The sequence below is a fragment of the Olivibacter sp. CPCC 100613 genome (genome assembly GCF_036959255.1).
Lineage (GTDB): Bacteria > Bacteroidota > Bacteroidia > Sphingobacteriales > Sphingobacteriaceae > Olivibacter.
On the sequence record NZ_JAWMTI010000015.1, the window covers coordinates 1 to 17,948 of the forward strand.

Annotated in this window: 17 protein-coding genes; 4 read left to right on the top strand and 13 right to left on the bottom strand. The window is 38.5% G+C overall.

What is annotated here, in order from left to right:
- Positions 1-221 precede the first annotated feature (221 nt).
- Positions 222-932 (top strand): DUF6596 domain-containing protein, encoded by a 711-nt coding sequence (locus tag RYH73_RS25620; RefSeq protein WP_335316282.1) that lies wholly within the window; start codon positions 222-224, stop codon positions 930-932.
- 138 nt (positions 933-1,070) lie between these two features.
- Here the strand turns inward: RYH73_RS25620 and RYH73_RS25625 are convergent, their stop codons facing one another.
- On the bottom strand, positions 1,071-1,490 hold the full coding sequence (locus RYH73_RS25625; protein WP_335316283.1) for a DoxX family protein: 420 nt from the start codon (positions 1,488-1,490) through the stop codon (positions 1,071-1,073).
- 367 nt (positions 1,491-1,857) lie between these two features.
- Between RYH73_RS25625 and RYH73_RS25630 the strand changes: the two genes are divergently transcribed.
- Positions 1,858-2,970 carry a Fic family protein gene (locus RYH73_RS25630; RefSeq protein WP_335316284.1) on the top strand — a complete coding sequence of 371 codons (1,113 nt, stop codon included), beginning with the start codon at positions 1,858-1,860 and terminating at the stop codon, positions 2,968-2,970.
- 461 nt (positions 2,971-3,431) lie between these two features.
- Positions 3,432-4,295 (top strand): hypothetical protein, encoded by an 864-nt coding sequence (locus tag RYH73_RS25635; RefSeq protein WP_335316285.1) that lies wholly within the window; start codon positions 3,432-3,434, stop codon positions 4,293-4,295.
- A 140-nt stretch (positions 4,296-4,435) separates the two neighbouring features.
- Here RYH73_RS25635 and RYH73_RS25640 read toward each other — a convergent pair whose 3' ends face one another.
- The 9 genes from RYH73_RS25640 to RYH73_RS25680 form a co-directional block, all read right to left on the bottom strand.
- Positions 4,436-4,855 (bottom strand): hypothetical protein, encoded by a 420-nt coding sequence (locus RYH73_RS25640; RefSeq protein ID WP_335316286.1) that lies wholly within the window; start codon positions 4,853-4,855, stop codon positions 4,436-4,438.
- An 87-nt stretch (positions 4,856-4,942) separates the two neighbouring features.
- The gene (locus RYH73_RS25645; RefSeq protein ID WP_335316287.1) at positions 4,943-7,414 is read right to left on the bottom strand and encodes a tetratricopeptide repeat protein; all 2,472 of its coding nucleotides are present in this window, start codon (positions 7,412-7,414) and stop codon (positions 4,943-4,945) included.
- A gap of 210 nt (positions 7,415-7,624) precedes the next feature.
- Positions 7,625-7,864: a hypothetical protein gene (locus tag RYH73_RS25650; protein WP_335316288.1), complete on the bottom strand. Its 240-nt coding sequence runs from the start codon at positions 7,862-7,864 to the stop codon at positions 7,625-7,627.
- Between the two features lie 15 nt (positions 7,865-7,879).
- On the bottom strand, positions 7,880-8,194 hold the full coding sequence (locus tag RYH73_RS25655; RefSeq protein ID WP_335316289.1) for a hypothetical protein: 315 nt from the start codon (positions 8,192-8,194) through the stop codon (positions 7,880-7,882).
- 137 nt (positions 8,195-8,331) lie between these two features.
- Positions 8,332-8,982, bottom strand: a complete 651-nt coding sequence (locus RYH73_RS25660) for a hypothetical protein (RefSeq protein ID WP_335316290.1) — start codon at positions 8,980-8,982, stop codon at positions 8,332-8,334.
- A gap of 90 nt (positions 8,983-9,072) precedes the next feature.
- Positions 9,073-9,480 (bottom strand): hypothetical protein, encoded by a 408-nt coding sequence (locus RYH73_RS25665; protein WP_335316291.1) that lies wholly within the window; start codon positions 9,478-9,480, stop codon positions 9,073-9,075.
- Positions 9,477-12,710 carry a tetratricopeptide repeat protein gene (locus RYH73_RS25670; protein ID WP_335316292.1) on the bottom strand — a complete coding sequence of 1,078 codons (3,234 nt, stop codon included), beginning with the start codon at positions 12,708-12,710 and terminating at the stop codon, positions 9,477-9,479. Before RYH73_RS25670 ends, RYH73_RS25665 begins: the two co-directional genes overlap by 4 nt.
- Entirely contained in the window at positions 12,700-13,176 is a 477-nt protein-coding gene (locus tag RYH73_RS25675; protein WP_335316293.1) for a hypothetical protein, read from the bottom strand. Before RYH73_RS25675 ends, RYH73_RS25670 begins: the two co-directional genes overlap by 11 nt.
- Positions 13,142-14,137, bottom strand: coding sequence for a hypothetical protein (locus RYH73_RS25680; RefSeq protein ID WP_335316294.1), 996 nt, complete (start codon positions 14,135-14,137; stop codon positions 13,142-13,144). The genes RYH73_RS25675 and RYH73_RS25680 overlap by 35 nt, the downstream gene beginning before the upstream one ends.
- Positions 14,138-14,313: 176 nt before the next feature.
- On the opposite strand from RYH73_RS25680, the gene RYH73_RS25685 reads away from it, so the two are divergent.
- Positions 14,314-15,075 (top strand): hypothetical protein, encoded by a 762-nt coding sequence (locus tag RYH73_RS25685; protein ID WP_335316295.1) that lies wholly within the window; start codon positions 14,314-14,316, stop codon positions 15,073-15,075.
- On the opposite strand, the gene RYH73_RS25690 is transcribed toward RYH73_RS25685, so the two are convergent.
- From RYH73_RS25690 to RYH73_RS25700, 3 genes are read right to left on the bottom strand one after another with little or no spacing between them, the layout of a single operon-like run.
- The gene (locus RYH73_RS25690; RefSeq protein ID WP_335316297.1) at positions 15,056-15,592 is read right to left on the bottom strand and encodes a hypothetical protein; all 537 of its coding nucleotides are present in this window, start codon (positions 15,590-15,592) and stop codon (positions 15,056-15,058) included. The two genes, RYH73_RS25685 and RYH73_RS25690, sit on opposite strands and share 20 nt — an antisense overlap.
- Positions 15,593-15,636: 44 nt before the next feature.
- The gene (locus RYH73_RS25695) at positions 15,637-16,437 is read right to left on the bottom strand and encodes a hypothetical protein (RefSeq protein WP_335316298.1); all 801 of its coding nucleotides are present in this window, start codon (positions 16,435-16,437) and stop codon (positions 15,637-15,639) included.
- Positions 16,438-16,456: 19 nt separating this feature from the next.
- Positions 16,457-17,623 (bottom strand): hypothetical protein, encoded by a 1,167-nt coding sequence (locus tag RYH73_RS25700; protein WP_335316299.1) that lies wholly within the window; start codon positions 17,621-17,623, stop codon positions 16,457-16,459.
- Positions 17,624-17,948: the final 325 nt, after the last annotated feature.

Here is a 17,948-nt window from a genome sequence, read left to right on the forward strand (position 1 = left end):
CCTTAACAACGCTCAAATCGACCGCCATGGTCTTAAACGAATCATCAAATTTTCTATGCATTTCTACAAATTTAAAATTACTATCTAAATCTGTCTCGCTTTAAAGGTAGCAACTCCATATTGATGAAATAGGTGAGGCCTTTTTTACCGGCAAAGAAACCATCAATAAAAGACTTTACCGTGCAAAGGAAAAGCTGAGGGCGGAAAAGGTAACCCTAGCGTTGCCGTCCGAAAAGGAAATCCCGACCCGCCTTGACAGCGTGCTGCATGTTATTTACTTACTTTTCAGCGAGGGTTATTACTCGCGTACACATCAGGAAATATTACGGAAAGACCTCTGCCTGGAAGGATTAAGACTGGGCCTGTTGCTTACCGAAAATGGAAAAACGAATCTTCCAAAAACAAACGCACTGATGGCACTGATGTGTTTTCACGCATCGCGTTTCGACGCGCGTCAAACGGTTGATGATTATTTCGTGCCTTATCATGAGCAGGATGAAAAGCTTTGGGATACCGAACTGATCAATCAGGGCATACACTTTTTGGATGGTGCCATGCGGGGCAATGAATTGAGTTCGTACCATATCGAAGCACAGATAGCCTACCGGCATTGCCAGCGGGATGGTACCCCGGAAAAATGGGAAGCGATTTTGCAATTGTACGATCAATTGCAGCTGGTCAGTTATTCTCCGTCTGCCGCCCTTAACCGCATCTTTGCACTGTATAAAGTTCATGGCTGGAAAATTGCGCTAGCCGAAGCAGAAACCCTCAGGGTGGAAAACAATCATTTTTACTTTATCCTGCTTGGAGAACTTTATAAAAATACCGATCTGTTAAAGGCCCGGGCAAGTTTTCAGCGGGCTGTCCTACTTGCCAAAACCGAAACAGAAAAGGAATATATCCGTAAAAAAATCAAAAGCTTTAACTTATGAATATGACAAAGCGGAGGCCCGGCACAGCTATTGATCCAAAATTCGGGAAGTAAGGATTGAAAAGTACTAGCAACATGTTCTGGGCACAAAAAAAATCGATGATTGAATAAACATTCAGATCAAATCAATCCATCTGCGTTAAACGGCATACCTTTGAAACCTGCGGGAAAGAGGACGGAGCGCCCAGGAGGCAATTGTAAAGGACAGGAATATAAAGGCTGGAAAAATGCTTTTCACCTCACTGCCTACATAAAGATGGCACGTAATCCCGCCGATGTATATCATGGCGACCCCGAAGTACGCCCATTCTTTTAAAAGCCGTAAACGTGGAAGTAAGATAACCGGGGTTGCCAGAAGAAACGCTGTTCCCAGAATATAAGGGAAATAGACCGGGAAACCTATTTGTTTCATGAGCTGACTATAGGAGCCCTTATTGAGCCAACCAAAACACCAGGTTGCAGCGGCAACATATTCGAGTGCCATCAATCCGGTGAAAATCCAATAGGCTATAAGTCGTACCCTCGATAGGAGCGAATGAGTTTTTTTTTGTGTTTCCATAACGGTATTTTCTGTAATAATGCCTGAAAAAACAAAAATTGGACAACGAACACAAATTTTCCAGCGACCTTAATGGACTCGAACCCTAATCCTGTGTTTAAAAACAATAAGAACGTTTTAGAAAACCCAAAAAAAACAAAAACCCACCTTACATATCGTAAAGCGGGGTCAGTAGTGGGAAGCGGCAAATTGTCGAACCTCATTGAAGACTTTAAAGCTATAACAGAAGCAAGAAAATACATCCAAATGAACACTTAATCTAAATATGTCCATTTTTAAACAAAAAAATGGACATATCTTAAAAATATGTCCATTTTATTTCATTACTTTGTATATATGTCCAGTATCAGGTTAAATTTGAACATATATGGCATACGATAGAACAAAACCTTTCAATGATCTTCCGCCCCTGCCTCCGCAGAACATTGGTGATGATGTAGATATTCTGAAAAAACTGGTCACAGCATCCAGAGCATTGGCAGGGGTAAATAGTAATGTACAGCGTCTGCCCAATCCCTATATGCTGGTCAATACGATTGCTCTTCAGGAAGCCAAAGCATCATCTGCTATAGAAAATATCTTTACAACAGAAGACGAGCTTTATAAAGCTGTGTCGGATACCGTTCAGGAAAAAAATGCCAATCCTGCCACAAAAGAGGTTTTGAGGTATAGGGAAGCACTTTGGGAGGGATATCAACGTGTAAAGGAAAAAAACGATATCGACCTTGAAAGTATAATTGCTATTTTCCGACAGATCAAAAATACATCTGGCAGCATACGGCCAGCACATACATTGACGGTCATTCAACGTGGACAAAGCGAATTTAGATCAGGGGAGATTATATACACTCCTCCAAGAGAAGTCGGTCTTGTAGAACGATTAATGGGAAACCTATTGGATTATCTGAATGATGATAAGCTGTCCGACACTGACCCATTACTCAAAATGTGTATAGCCCACTATCAATTTGAAGCCATACACCCTTTTCCTGACGGAAATGGTCGTACAGGTCGGATATTAAACCTGCTCTACTTGGTCGACCAAGGTCTCTTGGATCAACCGGTCTTGTATCTTTCCAAATATATCATCGTACACAAAGATGATTATTATTATAATTTAGGTGCCGTTACTCAGCGTGGAAGTTGGAAACCATGGGTACTCTATATGCTGGATGCAGTTGAAAAAACAGCACTTTTAACCAATCAACTCATCAACAGTATACTGGATCAGATGGAAACTACATTGGAATACGGTAAGTCAAATATCAAATGGTATAATAAAGAAGTAAATGAGCTGCTGTTTAGTCAACCCTATATCAAACCAAAGTTGATCGGCGACATACTACAGATATCCTCCAGAACAACTTTGACAAAATATGTCAATGAACTTGTCGCGGCGCGAATACTCACACCGTCAAAAGAAGGACGAGAAGTTTTTTATATCAATGACGATTTGATTCGTATATTGGAAGGACAATAGAGTATCTACCATAAAGTACCTTAACAAAAAAGGAAAGTCTGTGGTTCGACTTTCCTTTAAAAGTAGTGGGGCGCAGGATTCTTATCCGCCAGCTGGCGGATAAGAATCCTGCGCAATACCTATACAATACTAAAGACTACTCAACAAAAAAAGACCGACACTTTCGTATCAGCCTCTGTAGAGGAAAGTTGCGAAATGTCGAACTTTCTAGAGGATTATGAAGCTATATTAAACTCAAAAAAACTCCTTTAATAGTAACAGGTATAAAATTTTTATTAGACAGCCTGTTTCCATCATCAGAAGTAGGCTTTTCTATTGGCAAAATTATATGTCATTTTATTACTCAAAGGAAAAAGCATCTATACATTAATTCCAACCGAGTTTAGAATAAAGCTGCTGTTAAGAAGTTTTATCAATACCTTTAAATCTAATCCATAAATTTACACTAAAATAGAACGCACATGAAAGGAAAATGTAAGTTATATGATGAAGAGTCAGAGCTTAGGGAGAGTCATATTATACCAAAATTTATAATCGACTATTTTAAATCTACAGGATCAAGATTTATCAGAGCCTTTGATACACCTAATCAACGACGCCAAGACGGTATTAAAAGAAATTACCTATCTCAAAGGGCAGAACTTGATTTCAGTAAAAAAGAAAAATGGTTTGCTGAAAATATCTTCAAGCCATTTTTAGACAACGGCCAATCTTCGTTTGTTTATGACGAGAACTTATATTTCTTCTTGCTATCTGTACTTTGGCGAGGGCTCTTACATCAATTGGAATTACCCGAAATTAATAAAGACCCCAATTTAAAAATACTCTTGAAAGTAGAGCAAGAATGGAAATCTTATCTATCTGGAAAGGGATATCCTAAGGAATTTAAAGATGTTAACCTATTTTTAGCTGACGGCATCGCAGCACACGACACAGAAGTTACAGGCGTTGATTACTATTTTACCAGGACGATTGACTTTACAATCCTAGCAGATAATTCTGGCCAATGTATCTATGTGTATTGCAAATTTTTAAGATTTATCATCTGGGCTACGGTAAAGGATGTTCATCCCAATCTTAACACAGAGCTTATCATTGAAAGAGAAGGAGGGTCAATCAATTATCCTCAAAAAATTCAAGATGCATACGTTATGCAAAGTTTATTAAAGCGTGTAAGAATTATTGAGTCCCTGCCTGGTCCAAGCGAAGTACAAATGGATAAAATTATGGCAGAGATCATCAAAAACCCAGACTCGCTATACCAATCAAGCGCTGGTAGAGCTATTTTTAATGATTTTCGCTTAGATAAAAACAAAACTCAATAACACCCAGTTCTAGTTGCAGGAAGAAGTTATAAAGTATAGTATGAAATTGAAATGTCAGTAGGAGATTAACTTCAATAACCAAGAATGCCTCTAAAAACTCTACAATATCCTATATCAAACATTGTGGGTTTTTCTATATATCAGATTCCTCTCTGTTTCCTCAATTTAAGGATAAGAGCCTTGCCCTCTTTTCCTACAATAGCTGCAAACAGTTTTGTACGCTTCTTCAAGTCTTGATAAAACAAAGCATTGGAGAGGCGAAATTTTGGAAACCATTCCAAAGACTGCGGCACAAATATGAGTTCCCAATTCGTATCAGCATTTTGTTGCTCAATTATTTTAACGATATTATTTCTTATATACTTTAAGAAACTTTTTCTATCCATTCTGTTGGCTAACTCCACTACCCGTTGGTTTTTCAACTGAGTGGAAGTTGGCTTTAATAGTGTGTCTTCCCGCTTTCTGTTAGGATTTATTGTATTGATTGGAAGAAAAGAAAATTTCTCATCTATATCTTTTAAATGATTAATAATTTGGTCTAATTTTTCTTCAATAGTCATCTTGTGTTGATATTTGGGCCGAGGTCCATAGTACAAATTGTCTCTATTCTATCAACACTCGTTGAAATTGAGCAATCATGCAAATGCTTAAATAATCTTTTTTAGTATCTCTAACGTACTGATAAAACACAAGTCTGCTTTAGCACTATCTAGTACGTCTTTCATTTCTCTTCCGGGATGCACAAAATTTCGGTAAATGCGGGACAGATTTGACAAATGAATAAAATCTGAGCCGAAAAATTGATTCTGCTCAACATAAGCTATCAAGTCACTTAAGACACAATCATAAAGGTTTTTACTTTTTGTTTTCCCTGACTGATCTTGAAACTGGATAACGGTTGCCTTTCTTCTTTCACAATAATAGGTAAGTGCAAGCTCGACGAGAGAACCGGAAAGCACAATAGTTGCCTTCAAATGCCCCATCAAGTAGTTGTTATACAATTCATTTATGTCGCGTTCGAACATCGGTCTGTATTTTTTTACCGTCTTTTGAGCCCGCGTCATCATGGTAAAATAGCCCTTGCTATCCAATACATCGACATTGATATTTAAAAATCCATTAATCCAATTTACCGGGATCTTTAGCCTTTCAAGTCTCTTAATCTCATCCTCGATTAACGGATTAATTGCATAAATTGTAACATGGAAATCATCCCTCTGTCTAGTATCAATTAAATATCCTTTAGCTAACCATTGGCTAAGCAGGGAATCGGCTCTCTGTTTATCAACTCCCATATATTTCTGAAATTTGTATTTGGGCACAGATGCTTTCCAGCTTTCAAAACTCTCGTCCTTTTTGACACGTTCGATGAATAAGCTCAGTTTTTCCAACACATAATCATTCTCCTTTTTCAAATAATTTATAGAAGTCTGCTGCTCGCTTCGTAGTTGCTTTTCCTTAGCTGCCTGTTCCAGCATCAGGGTATATTTCTGTGACACCCTTTTATGATTATTATTTAGCTGTTTATCATCCGGAGAGATCGTAAGACCTCTGCTATAGAGTTCCAAAGCACCAACAAGATCTCCAGCGTCATCATAAAGATTACCGAGATTGTTCAACACGGCAGTAGTATCACCTTTATGTTTAAGGCAGAGCTCATAAACTACCCTGGCCTGAGCTTTATCCTTCATTTCATTGTAGGAATAAGCAAGTTCGAAAAGCGCATCGGCCTCTCTCACCTGATCAAGTGTAAAAAATCTTGCAACGGAAACCACTTTGTCAAAGTATTCTGCCTCGAATAATTCACTAAAGATATACGAGAGGTTAGACGACAACGCCAATGACAGATTACTGAATTCTTCAAGATCGGAGATTAGCATATTATACCAGACCGTTAAATTGGAAATGCTTTTACCTCTATTGTCATTGAGAGAAACTAATGCATCAGCAAATACGTCAAGAACAAAATCATAATGGTAAACATTTAAAAGCTGCAAAGCCTTTTTTAAGGCAGTGTAACGCTCTTTTGGCTTGGTTTGTATTCCAGCCAAAAGAGCTCTAATCAAAAGGATTTTTCCTTTAAGTAGGGCATCAGCATTGCTACGATCAAGCTTGAATTTATTGAGATTTTGATAAAGTTCTTTAACATTGTCACAGTCAATACTGTCGGTCACGTATTCACTAAAAGTCACCGGGCCTGAAAACCAACTTTCGTCGTCGATAAGATCGCGACTAGCATCCCAGTTTAAGATAAGGTCGATAAATTGATCTGGATTGTTGTTTAACACATAAATATTCAACATCCCTAAAAAACCAAGCAAGCTGTTGGAATATCCCTGCTCGGCCATATATAGTTCTCTATATATGGCTTCCGCAAGATCAAACTCTTTCTTCCTTTCCGCAATCCTTCCGATCCAATAATTAATAGCAAAGTTATAACCTTTATAATACTGATTGGCTTCTAGTGCTTTGCTAAAATAATCCCGTGAAATTTCGTACTCTTCTCTTTTATAATAAAATTGCCCCATATTATAAAACAGGGAAGCCGAGCTACACTTATTTTCAATTGCTCGATTGTAAGTTGCCAATTGCATATTAGACTGCCCATGATAAGCGTAATGCTGTGCGAGTAAAACGTAAAAATCAGTAAAGTCTGGAAATCGACGGATTCCATCTTCGCAAAGGTCAATTTTCATTTGTCCTTTTACACTGTGCCTGTAATGTAATAATAGTTGAGGCGGAAATTGTTCGGCTGTCCTTGCTAACTCAAAATAATAAGTGGATTTCTTCTTATCGTAAATATGGTTTTCGTCAGCCTCATCCAGCCAGGAGTATTTGCCGAACATTTCACCAAGCCAATAACAGATATATCCTTTATTCACTCCATCAACATCCTTTTGCAAAGCGATTAAAAACTCATCTGTTGACTTTTTATTCAATTCCTGCATACTATAAACATGCCCTAACAAATAATGGCACGATGATTTTTCAGGATAGCGACATATCAAATCTTCGCAAACGGATATGATTTCTTGGTAACGTCCTTCGTAATAGTCGTCCCAAGCCTTTTCTATAGCTGCTTTATATTCGTTTATCTGGCTCTGCACAATTTCCTCCATAAATAATTGTTAAAAAATGGAATTTCATTCGTTTAATAACAGTAAATATACAAATTCACACAAAGTAAAAAGCTAAGTGCGCAACCTATTAGCGTAAGAAAAAACTTTACTATAAAAGCCACAAATTTACACCACAAATAGTCTGGAAAAGTCTTCTATATCATTCGGTGGAGCTTTTCCCAAATATTTTTTTAAAACGCTCCGGTAAGACTATTGATTGCTTTTTGTTTCGTAAAAATTATCCGTATATGAATAATGTACATTTTGTCCCGCTATATTTTCATTGAGACTTCTGATTTTGACTTTTACATCTTCCTCATTCTTTGAATCGGAGGAACTGTCTTCAAATATGATCAGATTATTGTATTGCTCTTTCAGCCAGTTAAATTTTTCAAAAACATCTGGATGCTCAAAACTCGAATCTAAACCACGGATTATTACCTTGCGCACTTTATCCAACGTATGTTATAATCTTGCGCTTGTCATCTCTGTCCAAGATTGTAGAACCTGATAATGGATCATCTGATGAAAGCCAACGCAGCCATCATCGAATCTTTCAATATATGGATGATAAGGATAGCGATCTTTCTTAGTTTCGATTGGGTAATTTAAGCTTTTAATAAGTTTGTTGGATAGAACCAACCTAGGATATTTCGCATTCTTTGTTTCAAGTATATAGGCGTGTATCAGTCCCTGTCCGAATACGATACCATTTTCCTTTTGTATGATATTTCCTAAGGTTATATCTCCTCGGATCAGAACACCTTTCTCTAATAGCATAGCACCTACGTATGATAAATTCACAATCAATGTGGAAGTCATTTCATTCACATTCCCGTCAACTTTGACAGAAACAACAATGCTATCTGAGAAAGCGGTTGTGTTTATTCTGTTTCTTAAATCAAAGTTCTCAACACCTATTTTCTTTTCATCTTGCTAATAACTATTCTATAAAATATCTTGCGTATCATTGTTCCAATTTCTTTAAGCTCATCTATTTTAATGGTTTGCTTTTGACCTTTTGCCGCTTTCTCATAGACACCGTTAAATAGATCCTCAATCTCTTTGATCGCATCGGTGGTATTTTCCATAAATTCCTTATGTACATCGCTTTTAACCCTTTCACCAATTTTCTCTTTTACTTTCTCATAGAGCCCCATCACTGATTTAACCACGTCCTCCGATAGCTCCCTAAACGCCAGTTTAAGCTGCTCCTCCTTTGGTACTCCATCTTTCTGGGGATAAGACTTCAAAAGGTATTTATCTTTTCCTTCCAAGTATGAAAAACAGGCTTCGTAGGTATGTGCTTCCATATTGTGCATAAACTGATTTCTAACCTCCATGAATGTCAGAAACTTGGTCTTCTCGGCAGAATCCAATGCTTCGATCTCAATCAATAATGTCACTTTTTGATTGAAACTTATCGGATTGCTCTTATTTCCGAGTACACGGCTATTCTTTAAATCCTTAATTCCCAATAACGATCCAAGAAATAGGGAAGTGAAGTTTTCTATTATTAGCGCATATTGGAGCACTTCCGAGCGCTTGTCTATTCCGAGATTTACCATAAGATTTTAGGTGTGGTTATATTTTTGCCATGTTTGCACTATAATTATGGACAGAATTAAAAATCATCGACTCCTACTGATTAGATTCTGTCACAGAAATTCAAATGTTTCTACCTGATAGGGGGTAAAAGATGATGGGTTTTCCGAAACGATCATGAACTGTCCATCATGTATAGTCCCAACTACGAAAGCTCCTTGGTTTTTGTGATCTATTTGAGATTTGAATAACTGATATTCACGATCTTCAAAATTTAGGGCGACATCAAACAGTTGCTCGTCACCCAAAGCCTTGCCCACCTTCAAATTCAATAAGGTCTCGCCTAATGAGATATGGATCTTAAACTTCCCTGAAGTCTCCCGTAGGATTCTTTCAACTTCCTTGGGATAATTTGCATTTGCGAAGGCTATGCCAATTACCGGTAAACGATTCGACTCGTCCAGGGGAGGTAGATAGGCGCGAACCGCCATATCAAAAATTTTCTGCAATTCTTCTTTCATGCTGATATCAGTTCTTCGATCTTTGAAAGATCAAGATTATAGTCAAATTTTTTCTCAGCCTCGTCCTCCACATTTGTATATCCATACATAAGGGCAATTCGTGCGGTAATGCTTCTCGTAATCTTGTAGACGTTAGCAATTTCCATGTCATAGAAATAGGAACTTATCTCGCATCCAAGAGATCTTAGCAGAAACATAAAACACTTATTTTCAGGAAACTTCAGCAGGTCCGCCTTCTGCTCATAATCCTTATTTATTACCGCTGCAGTCGGAAATTCCGGTTGGCGCCACCTAATGATGTGCGATTGCTGATCATCACCAAATTCGATGCTCAGTTCCCCTTGAGTTGCCATTACTTCATATAAAACTTCATATTCGTGAAAATATATTTTAAAGTAATTATGTTTGATATCCATCCCTTCGACCACAAATATTTCGGGTATTGCATTTCTAAAGATTAAGAAAGACAGGCAGAGCTTAATACCCAATGGATCCTCCTGATGGACATTGACCTCCAGATTAAACCCTCCCGGATCGATGGAAAGAAACACAATATCACCAACCGTCTTGCGAATTCGCAAGGTTCTTATGCTCTTTTGAATTTCTGTGATTATCTCATCCAGCTCTATCAGTCCGAGCAGATTTCCCGACTGCTCGATAAGTATCGCAAGGAGTGAAAGCTTATTTGGATTGCCACCATGTCTTGCGCACAATTCCAAGAGTACCTTTTTAAATGGTGTTTTGGACTGCGCCAGATTATCCTTACAATATCTAAGGTAATCCAGATATTCAGGGGTCTGGTTACCTGGCGCTATGGTTTTTATATATTTCTCATTCAGCCTGCTAAAATAGTCATGGATGTCAACAGTGTTCTCCTCATAATCTGCGATACCCAGTAAGTCAATAAAACTTTCGCCTCCGAACGAAGCAACTGAAATTCTTACCAAACGTTCGAGTCTTTTTTTTTCACCGGTTTTCATGTACAAAAGGATCGCTGATGTCAGACATCTGTTGGTTTCTTTGACCATTCCGCCAATCTCTACGAAGAGGTCAAAAGCTTCTTCGAAATTGATTCCGGCAGCTATATGCTCGCCTTTTAATTCTAAAATCGTGGCACGCTCTTTAAGCCCGTGGGCAATGCCGTAACTGTAGTTTACCAACTTGGCGGATTCAATGGATCGATCGATAAGGCGCAAACCTTCATCCAAATCGTTTTTTTCAACGAAGATATCACTCATTATCCAATGGATACGGCACTGTTCTCTGTGAATATTCATCTCTACTGCATGAAAAAGAGCCTCTTGGTAGATTTTTAGTGCTTCTTCAATCTCTCCGGTATCTCGGAATATATTTCCATAATTAATCAGGTTCAATATTGCCTTTTTGAACAACTTAAATTTCTGGCATTGCTGTACGGCCAAAGCGCCATATTTTTTTGCCTCCTCGTACCTGTTCATCTGACGGTAAATGGATGTCAATGCATTCAGTGCAATCAATTCCAGCCCGAAATAATAGTCCGATAGCTCTAGATCGAGCAGCTTATGGGCATATTTTCTGGAAAGGTCTCTATAGCCGTCAAAATGATTTAAGCTAGAGGCAAGATTGGCCATACTAGATACCATGCCGTAGAGATTTTTCTGGCCGGCAAAAAGATCATATGCTCTTTTACAAGCGTCCGCTGCCTGTCTATACTGATGAAGGTCAATATAGATTTTAGACAGTGAAACCAGCAGGGGGCCTGTTTGTTCAGGATCAGCCCCATCATCCTGCTCTAGGATAGAATCGACAAGTTCCCTTCCCTGGGTTATTTTACCCGACTCTATAAGATCCATGGCCTTATTCATTTGAGCAACCAAATGTAGCCTGCGGTTGCCTGATGCTGCAAAAAGCCGAATTGCATCCTCGATTATTTCTTCAGCGTCTTTATCCAGCTGTAGAAATCTTTGGTTCTGATAGATGCAAAATTTTAAGTAACCCTCGGTAAGCTGATCTCGTTCCTTTTTTAAAAGTGTATATGCAATCCTGTTGGAAAATTCAAACTCACCACTATTGTAGATTTCCGGTAGTACTTCAAATCCGAAATCCTCAATGGCCTCTGGTTCCGAATCAATCAAGAGATAGGCAGCCTGCTTGAAGTCTTTTGTATTCTTAAAATAGTTACCGAGCCTAGACCTATAGACATCCAATGCTCCATCGGCTTTGGCCTGGTCGACGACAAATCTTTTGAAAGCAGGATGGAAAACCTCGATTTTTCCTTCATTTAGCCTATTGATTAACCTCAGGTTATCGATAAGGCCAATGCTGAGCTGTAGCTCTCCATTGAAAAGCAGTTGTGAAATGTCTATTATAGTTACAGGGAAGTGGGCAATTGATGCATAGATTATACATTCTTTCTGAGCTACCTGTAGTTGTTTCCAAATTGCACGATGGTACTGTTCTATTCCTTTTGGAAAAGGCGACACACTATATTGGCTAAAATAATAGAGGTAAAGTGCATTTCCCTGAGAGGCGTCAAGTAGATTATTCAGGTCAAGTACGTCAAGGCTGATATCATATTCCCCTAAAAATTTTTTAGCCTCGTTCTCGTTAAAATTACCCACTGAAACTACCTCTATACTCTCGGCATCAAAGTCTACTCTCGACTGCGAAGCATAAACAAATATATTTTGATGCTTTTTAACCGGAAGCAGGCGTTCGATTATTCCACTAGCATTCTCGCATTCATCAATAAGGAATGTAAACGAACTTCCCATAAGTAACCCCTGTAACAGCTCCAACCCATTTTCCGTGTCGATTTTATCGATCAACTCCGTTCCAGCGATGATATTGTATTTGTTTATGAAATGCAACAATACCGTCTGGAGAGACTTATTCTTTAAGTTTATGTAGATAACATCTTTCATTTTAAGAGAAAGATGATACAGTATACAGGTTTTTCCAACCCCAGGATTACCAACTATGGCTATCTCCTTATAATCGTCCAAAACTTGACATACCTGCGTAATGTAATCCCTTTCAATTAACCTCTTACCAGATTGCTCATTGGCTAGATCATCGAGATAATTTATTCCGAACTGTATGCGCAACGTTTCCTGATTCGGCCGTACGAACTCCTGCAGCACACCATCATTGTTGAGATAAACGTTTTCTGCAGTGAAAGAACCTTGGTTTATAAAGTCCCCATTGATATTATAGATAGAGCCAGACGCTTGCTGCTTTTCAATCTTCATCCTTCTGCGGATTTGCGTAAAAGTTGCCCTGTATCATATTGATGTCCCTTCCCGCCGTTTGGCTACCGATAACAAACCCTGAAGTCTGGCTGGCTGAGAACTCATTGATGTTCTTGATGTTCTGTAGATTTTCTTTTGCCCAGTCGCTAAGGATTGGAAAAAGGTCTGAGGGCGTTTGTTCGCCGCTAATCTCTGTATATAACTTATTGATGTCATGCCCCAATGAGCCCGTGCCCTTCCTCTCGCATACTTCCTTAACAAAGGTCTCTGCCTTTTCAGGGCTGCTGAACATTTTTCCTATTTTGCTAAAAAGCGGCTTAAAATCTACGTGTTTTTTTAGGGTGTCGTAAGAAGCACTTGCTATGATCTTACTTATGATCCCCGCATGTTCGCTGTCCCAAAACTTCAAAAGAGAGGTTAAAATTTCCATATTATTTATCTGAATGGGTTTTAAAATATTTTTCATCCAGTCTGATCTGTTTTTCTAAAGACTGTTTGGTGAAAAATGTAATATCTGGAAAATAGCTATCAAAGGACTCGTGCGTCCCTATCAAATGTTCCAAAAGGCAAAGATCATAACCGGCCGAACTGGTGCTGATGTTGGATGCATTGCTTTTTTTAAGCCTTTCAAGAAGCAGGATGTTGCAGACGGCCTGAAAGATCTGCTCGCTACTATATCTTGTATTAACGGATTTTGTAATCTCTGCCAGCCAATTTTCTTCAAAAAAACGCATATGAGCTAAAGGAAAGAAATACGATAGCTTTTTCATCCGTTCACTTTTTACATCATCGTCCGTCATCAATTTTTTAGGGGGCTTTTCCTTTTTTATTGCACGATTGATTAAAGGATTATATAGCGAATCTCCAGTAAGCTCGCCTTCCTTAGAAAACTTGAATTCTGTTTTCACGAAATATCGTTCGCTTTTTTTTCTTACCCTGTAATTTTCATCAACGATATAGTATCTAACCGCCACTTTCCTTCCCTTTACATACTTATCCCTAAATAAACGGAAAGATGGACTGATGCGCATTCCGGCCTTGGATTGGAAAGGCTGTATAGCCATAGGATTAACATATTCTTTTAGGTGTGCAGGCAGCATCCGATCTATGGTCAACCTAAGGTCCGGGCCGAATGATAGCAGGTACTCCCCATTTTTCTGTTCCAGGAATTCCATATCAATTGCATTACTGTCTCCACCCGATTTTTCCTGCCAGGCGATAAGTGAATCCAGAAAAAGGTCCGCATATTTTTCGTTCTTCATCATAAAACCAAACTCAAAAGGCTCCTCATTTCCCTCACTATCCATTAAGTTAAAATAGGCCAGACCGCCACACTCCGCCTTTCGGTAATTTTCGACAAATGCGGTGTCGAAAAGCAGAGCCATTGTCGGGCGAAGTCCGAAATCTAATCCAAAAGGTCTCAACATATTTTTTTCTTAAACAATAAATTTACGAAACAACCCTCAATGTTCTATGCCCATTTTTTCCACATTACATCAATTTGGGTCTTTTTTGCTATATTACATGATGCATATCCGTATACATATGAAAGTTAGTCAGGTTCGGTGATCATATGATAAGACTGTATATAGATTGGAATGTAATGAGCCAGATGAAAGCTGGCCAGCACGCGGAATTTTTTGAGATAGTCGCCGATGGAGAAAAATTCTTCAAGGTATTTTCTACTTCCCATATCGGCGATATAGCAGCAAGCGATCAAAGTGAATCCAACCGTATGAACATTGAGTCCGATCTGGATTTTATCGAAAAATTAACGGATGGGTATTGCGTTTACAACACAGGAAAAGAGGTGGTAATCGAACAAGGAAATGCGTTTGAGGTTTACGATGAGCGAACAGAATTTAGTGAAATACGTAAGGTATTCGAACCTGAAACGCTTGATGAGTTCGATCCTAAAATAGCCTCGCCGATCCGTCCTGCTATAAATACATTGAAAAGCCTTCCCATTGACGATGTGTTTAAGGATGCATTCAAGAATCCCCAGACGGGCGCTCAGATGCGGCAGTTTCTACCAGATCTAGAGAATAACTATAGCCCAGAGGGGCTTTTCAATGCTTTCCTTAATATGTTTACGAGACTAAATGACAACGATGATTATAAACAGCTGAGGGAAACGCTACAACAGGGTATTGAAATCAACAGGAATAGGATTTTTGACTCGAAAGAACCCTATCAAATGATAGCAAAGGCATACGGAAAGCACGGCATAAACATTCCTGAGATTACTGAATCCGATAAAAACGCACCAAAATGGTACAACGAACTTACAAATGAATATATACGCTTGGACATGCATGGTTATCAGGAAGATAAAGTATCAGTGACTAAAGGGACTGCTTTTTAAAGGCGACAAATTCCGTATCATAGAGTGCGGTAACGACTACGACATCAAAATTCTCACCTTGTGTTACATTAACAGTCTCCGGGGTGTGTAGGCCGTAATTTTTGACTTCGGGCATATTGAGGATATGTTTCAAACAGCCAGATACCTCTTTGTGGACATCGTTGATGATGCCAAAAGGTTCAGATTGCTCTTTGGCCTCCAGAAGAACAGCAAAAGTCTTGTTTAAAAGCTCTTCTTTGCCAAGCATATAGTTGTACATATCCTGCCAACTAGTAATCAGTGCCTCGGGCGAGGAGAAATCCTCCGGAATACTAACATTTCCAAAGGTTTCGTCAAGGTTGTTGATAATAGAAATCAGGTATTCCGCTACCTGAAGGTCGTATTTGTAACGGGAGTAACCAGACCTAGAAGGACTGCCGAATTCTTTCTCTATATGCTTATATTCCTCCATATGGGAAGACTTGAATTTTCTGAAATAATCTCTTGATTGAGGTAAATAGGTTGGAGTGTCGCTCATAATAAATAAAGTTGGGTCAAATATCCAATATTTTCCTTAAGATATTAGGATTCAATGGCATTTTCCTTTTCTTCATTGATAAATTTAAGAAATTTCAACCCAAAGGCCGTGACCCCCATTGTGTCAAAAGGCTTTGTGTCAAACGTTCCCACTCCCAGATCTACCAACAGGCCTTTTGAATAAAGATCCTGAACTAGAAATAGGTAATCGCCGCTTTCTAAACCGTAGTAATCGGCTTTTCGAATATCACCGTCTTTTTTTATAGCTTTATCTACTTCTTTGAGATGGCCATCAATGTTTAATATATTGCGGGTATGCTCGTGATATTTGTTTGGTTTTCTATCATTAAGTAATTCGGCTTCGTGCGCAAGCTTGTCATTAAGCCTGAACATTTCCTCTTGCATTCCTTCTCTCCGTTTAAGTAACGATCGGATATTTTCTGTGATTTGGGCATGACATTTTAGAATTTTGATTTGAGGCTCATTGAGCCGCTCGATCATATCAAGGAAACTATCGCGATAATCTAGCTTTATCGGCTCAGCAATATAATTACCAACCACATTTCTAAATCGTGTTACCTTTTCTGTAGAATTTGTCTGTATAACCCGCTTAACTATAGATTCGAATAAATCCCCAAAGTCTTCCGACTGTTGAATTTCAAGAGGAATTCCGCTGCCGCAAGAATTTTTCAGGTATTGCTCCCAGGATTCGATAAAATTATTTAGCCTGTCTTGTTTAACCCTACTCCGATAATCAAAGAAAATTTCGCTTAAGAGCTGTCCACCATAAGGGATCAGGCTAAACAGAATTTTCGCGCCAGACTCGGTCAAAGCTTTGTTTTTCATATATGATGAATTAAGAATGTTATCCAAAATCTGGTAATCCTATGTTTTCGGGTGTTTTCTCAATGAGTTTAGCACCAGTTTTATCGCAGAACTCATAAGTCTTTGCTGAGGGAAATGGATCAACCAAGTATATCAGGCCTTTAAAATTATTTAAGATAATATTATTGACCTCACTGTCGCCGCAACCATAACCTATCAGAACTAAAATTTGTGATGCCTGCAAATTGGCCTCAAAAGCCTTGAAAATCTCTTCATAGTAAATGGGGTCTCTGTAGCGGAGTATCTTCGAAGTTGTTCCCGATAAAAAATCAGGAAAATAATTTATGAAGTCATTGACATATTCAAGTTTCCCTTCATCGTTCTGTTCTTCTTTGTAAAAGTCAGTGACCCCAATGCCAGGTTTGGTTTTTATGTAGGCACCTATTTGGCCATCATTCATGGAGTGGAATGGATACTGATCCAGACTACCATGCAACTTATAAAGCCTGTAATTAGTATCATAAATGCCGGAGAAGTATGACAGCCTTATTTTGTCTCCACTTTCCAATTCGCCATAGTACGGCGAGCCCAATTCAGTAAAGCCATCTGATAATTCGCCATTTATTGCGTCAGTATGATTCAATGCTTCAAGAAAAAGATCATGATTAAGCGTATGGATGTGAAGTACATTCTCCTTTCCCCAACTTTGAATGCAGCCCAGGAAACCATTATAGCCGTCGTAGTATCCTATGTGATGAATGCGTTCGTAAAAATGATTGCCTTCGCGATCAATAAGTAAACCAGAAATTATTTGATTAAAAATACTATTGTGTCTGCTTATGAGGTTAAGGTTATCATCCTTAATGTGTTGTTTTTCACGGAAAGCATCACAAAACTGTTCAAATGCCTCGTCCCTATTTTCAGGTCTGTCGATATTGGTGTAATAATCAAAAAACTCTTCATAGTTGAAGTTATGTGTCGATGCATAAAAAGCAATCAATTCAAGTGTAAAAAGCTTAAAAGTACTGTTTGCGGAGTAAGCGAAAATATCTTCCTGGCCGTTTTCCAGCCAACAAACCGAGCCTTGCGGAGCAACTGTAAAGTCTGTCGTCTTTAGGTTGATAATATTTTCATTCAACCTATTAGCAGTCGGATAACCTTTGTTGACAGAAAAACCGGCCCCCAATAATAAAGATATTTGGCTCATGATAATTTAAGTGTACGTAAAGTTAATATTTTCAAGTCAAGTATTCTAGAGGATAAATATGAGATGATAGAGCGCGGTTAGCCTACAAATAAAACGTAGAATATTTATAAACAGGATGGTCAGAATAACTCAATACATCTGCTAACATGCCTTCATTTGTAGCTTTCAGCTTGGCTGCTGTCTTTGCATATTTATATTCAAATGACCTTTTGTTCTATAAGCAGTAATAGAAGCTTGTTGGTGGTGGGGTTGTACATCCACTCATATAAATGGAAAGGTAAAGATAAGTTAAAAAAAAACGAAACGATGTCAAGTAAAATTATAA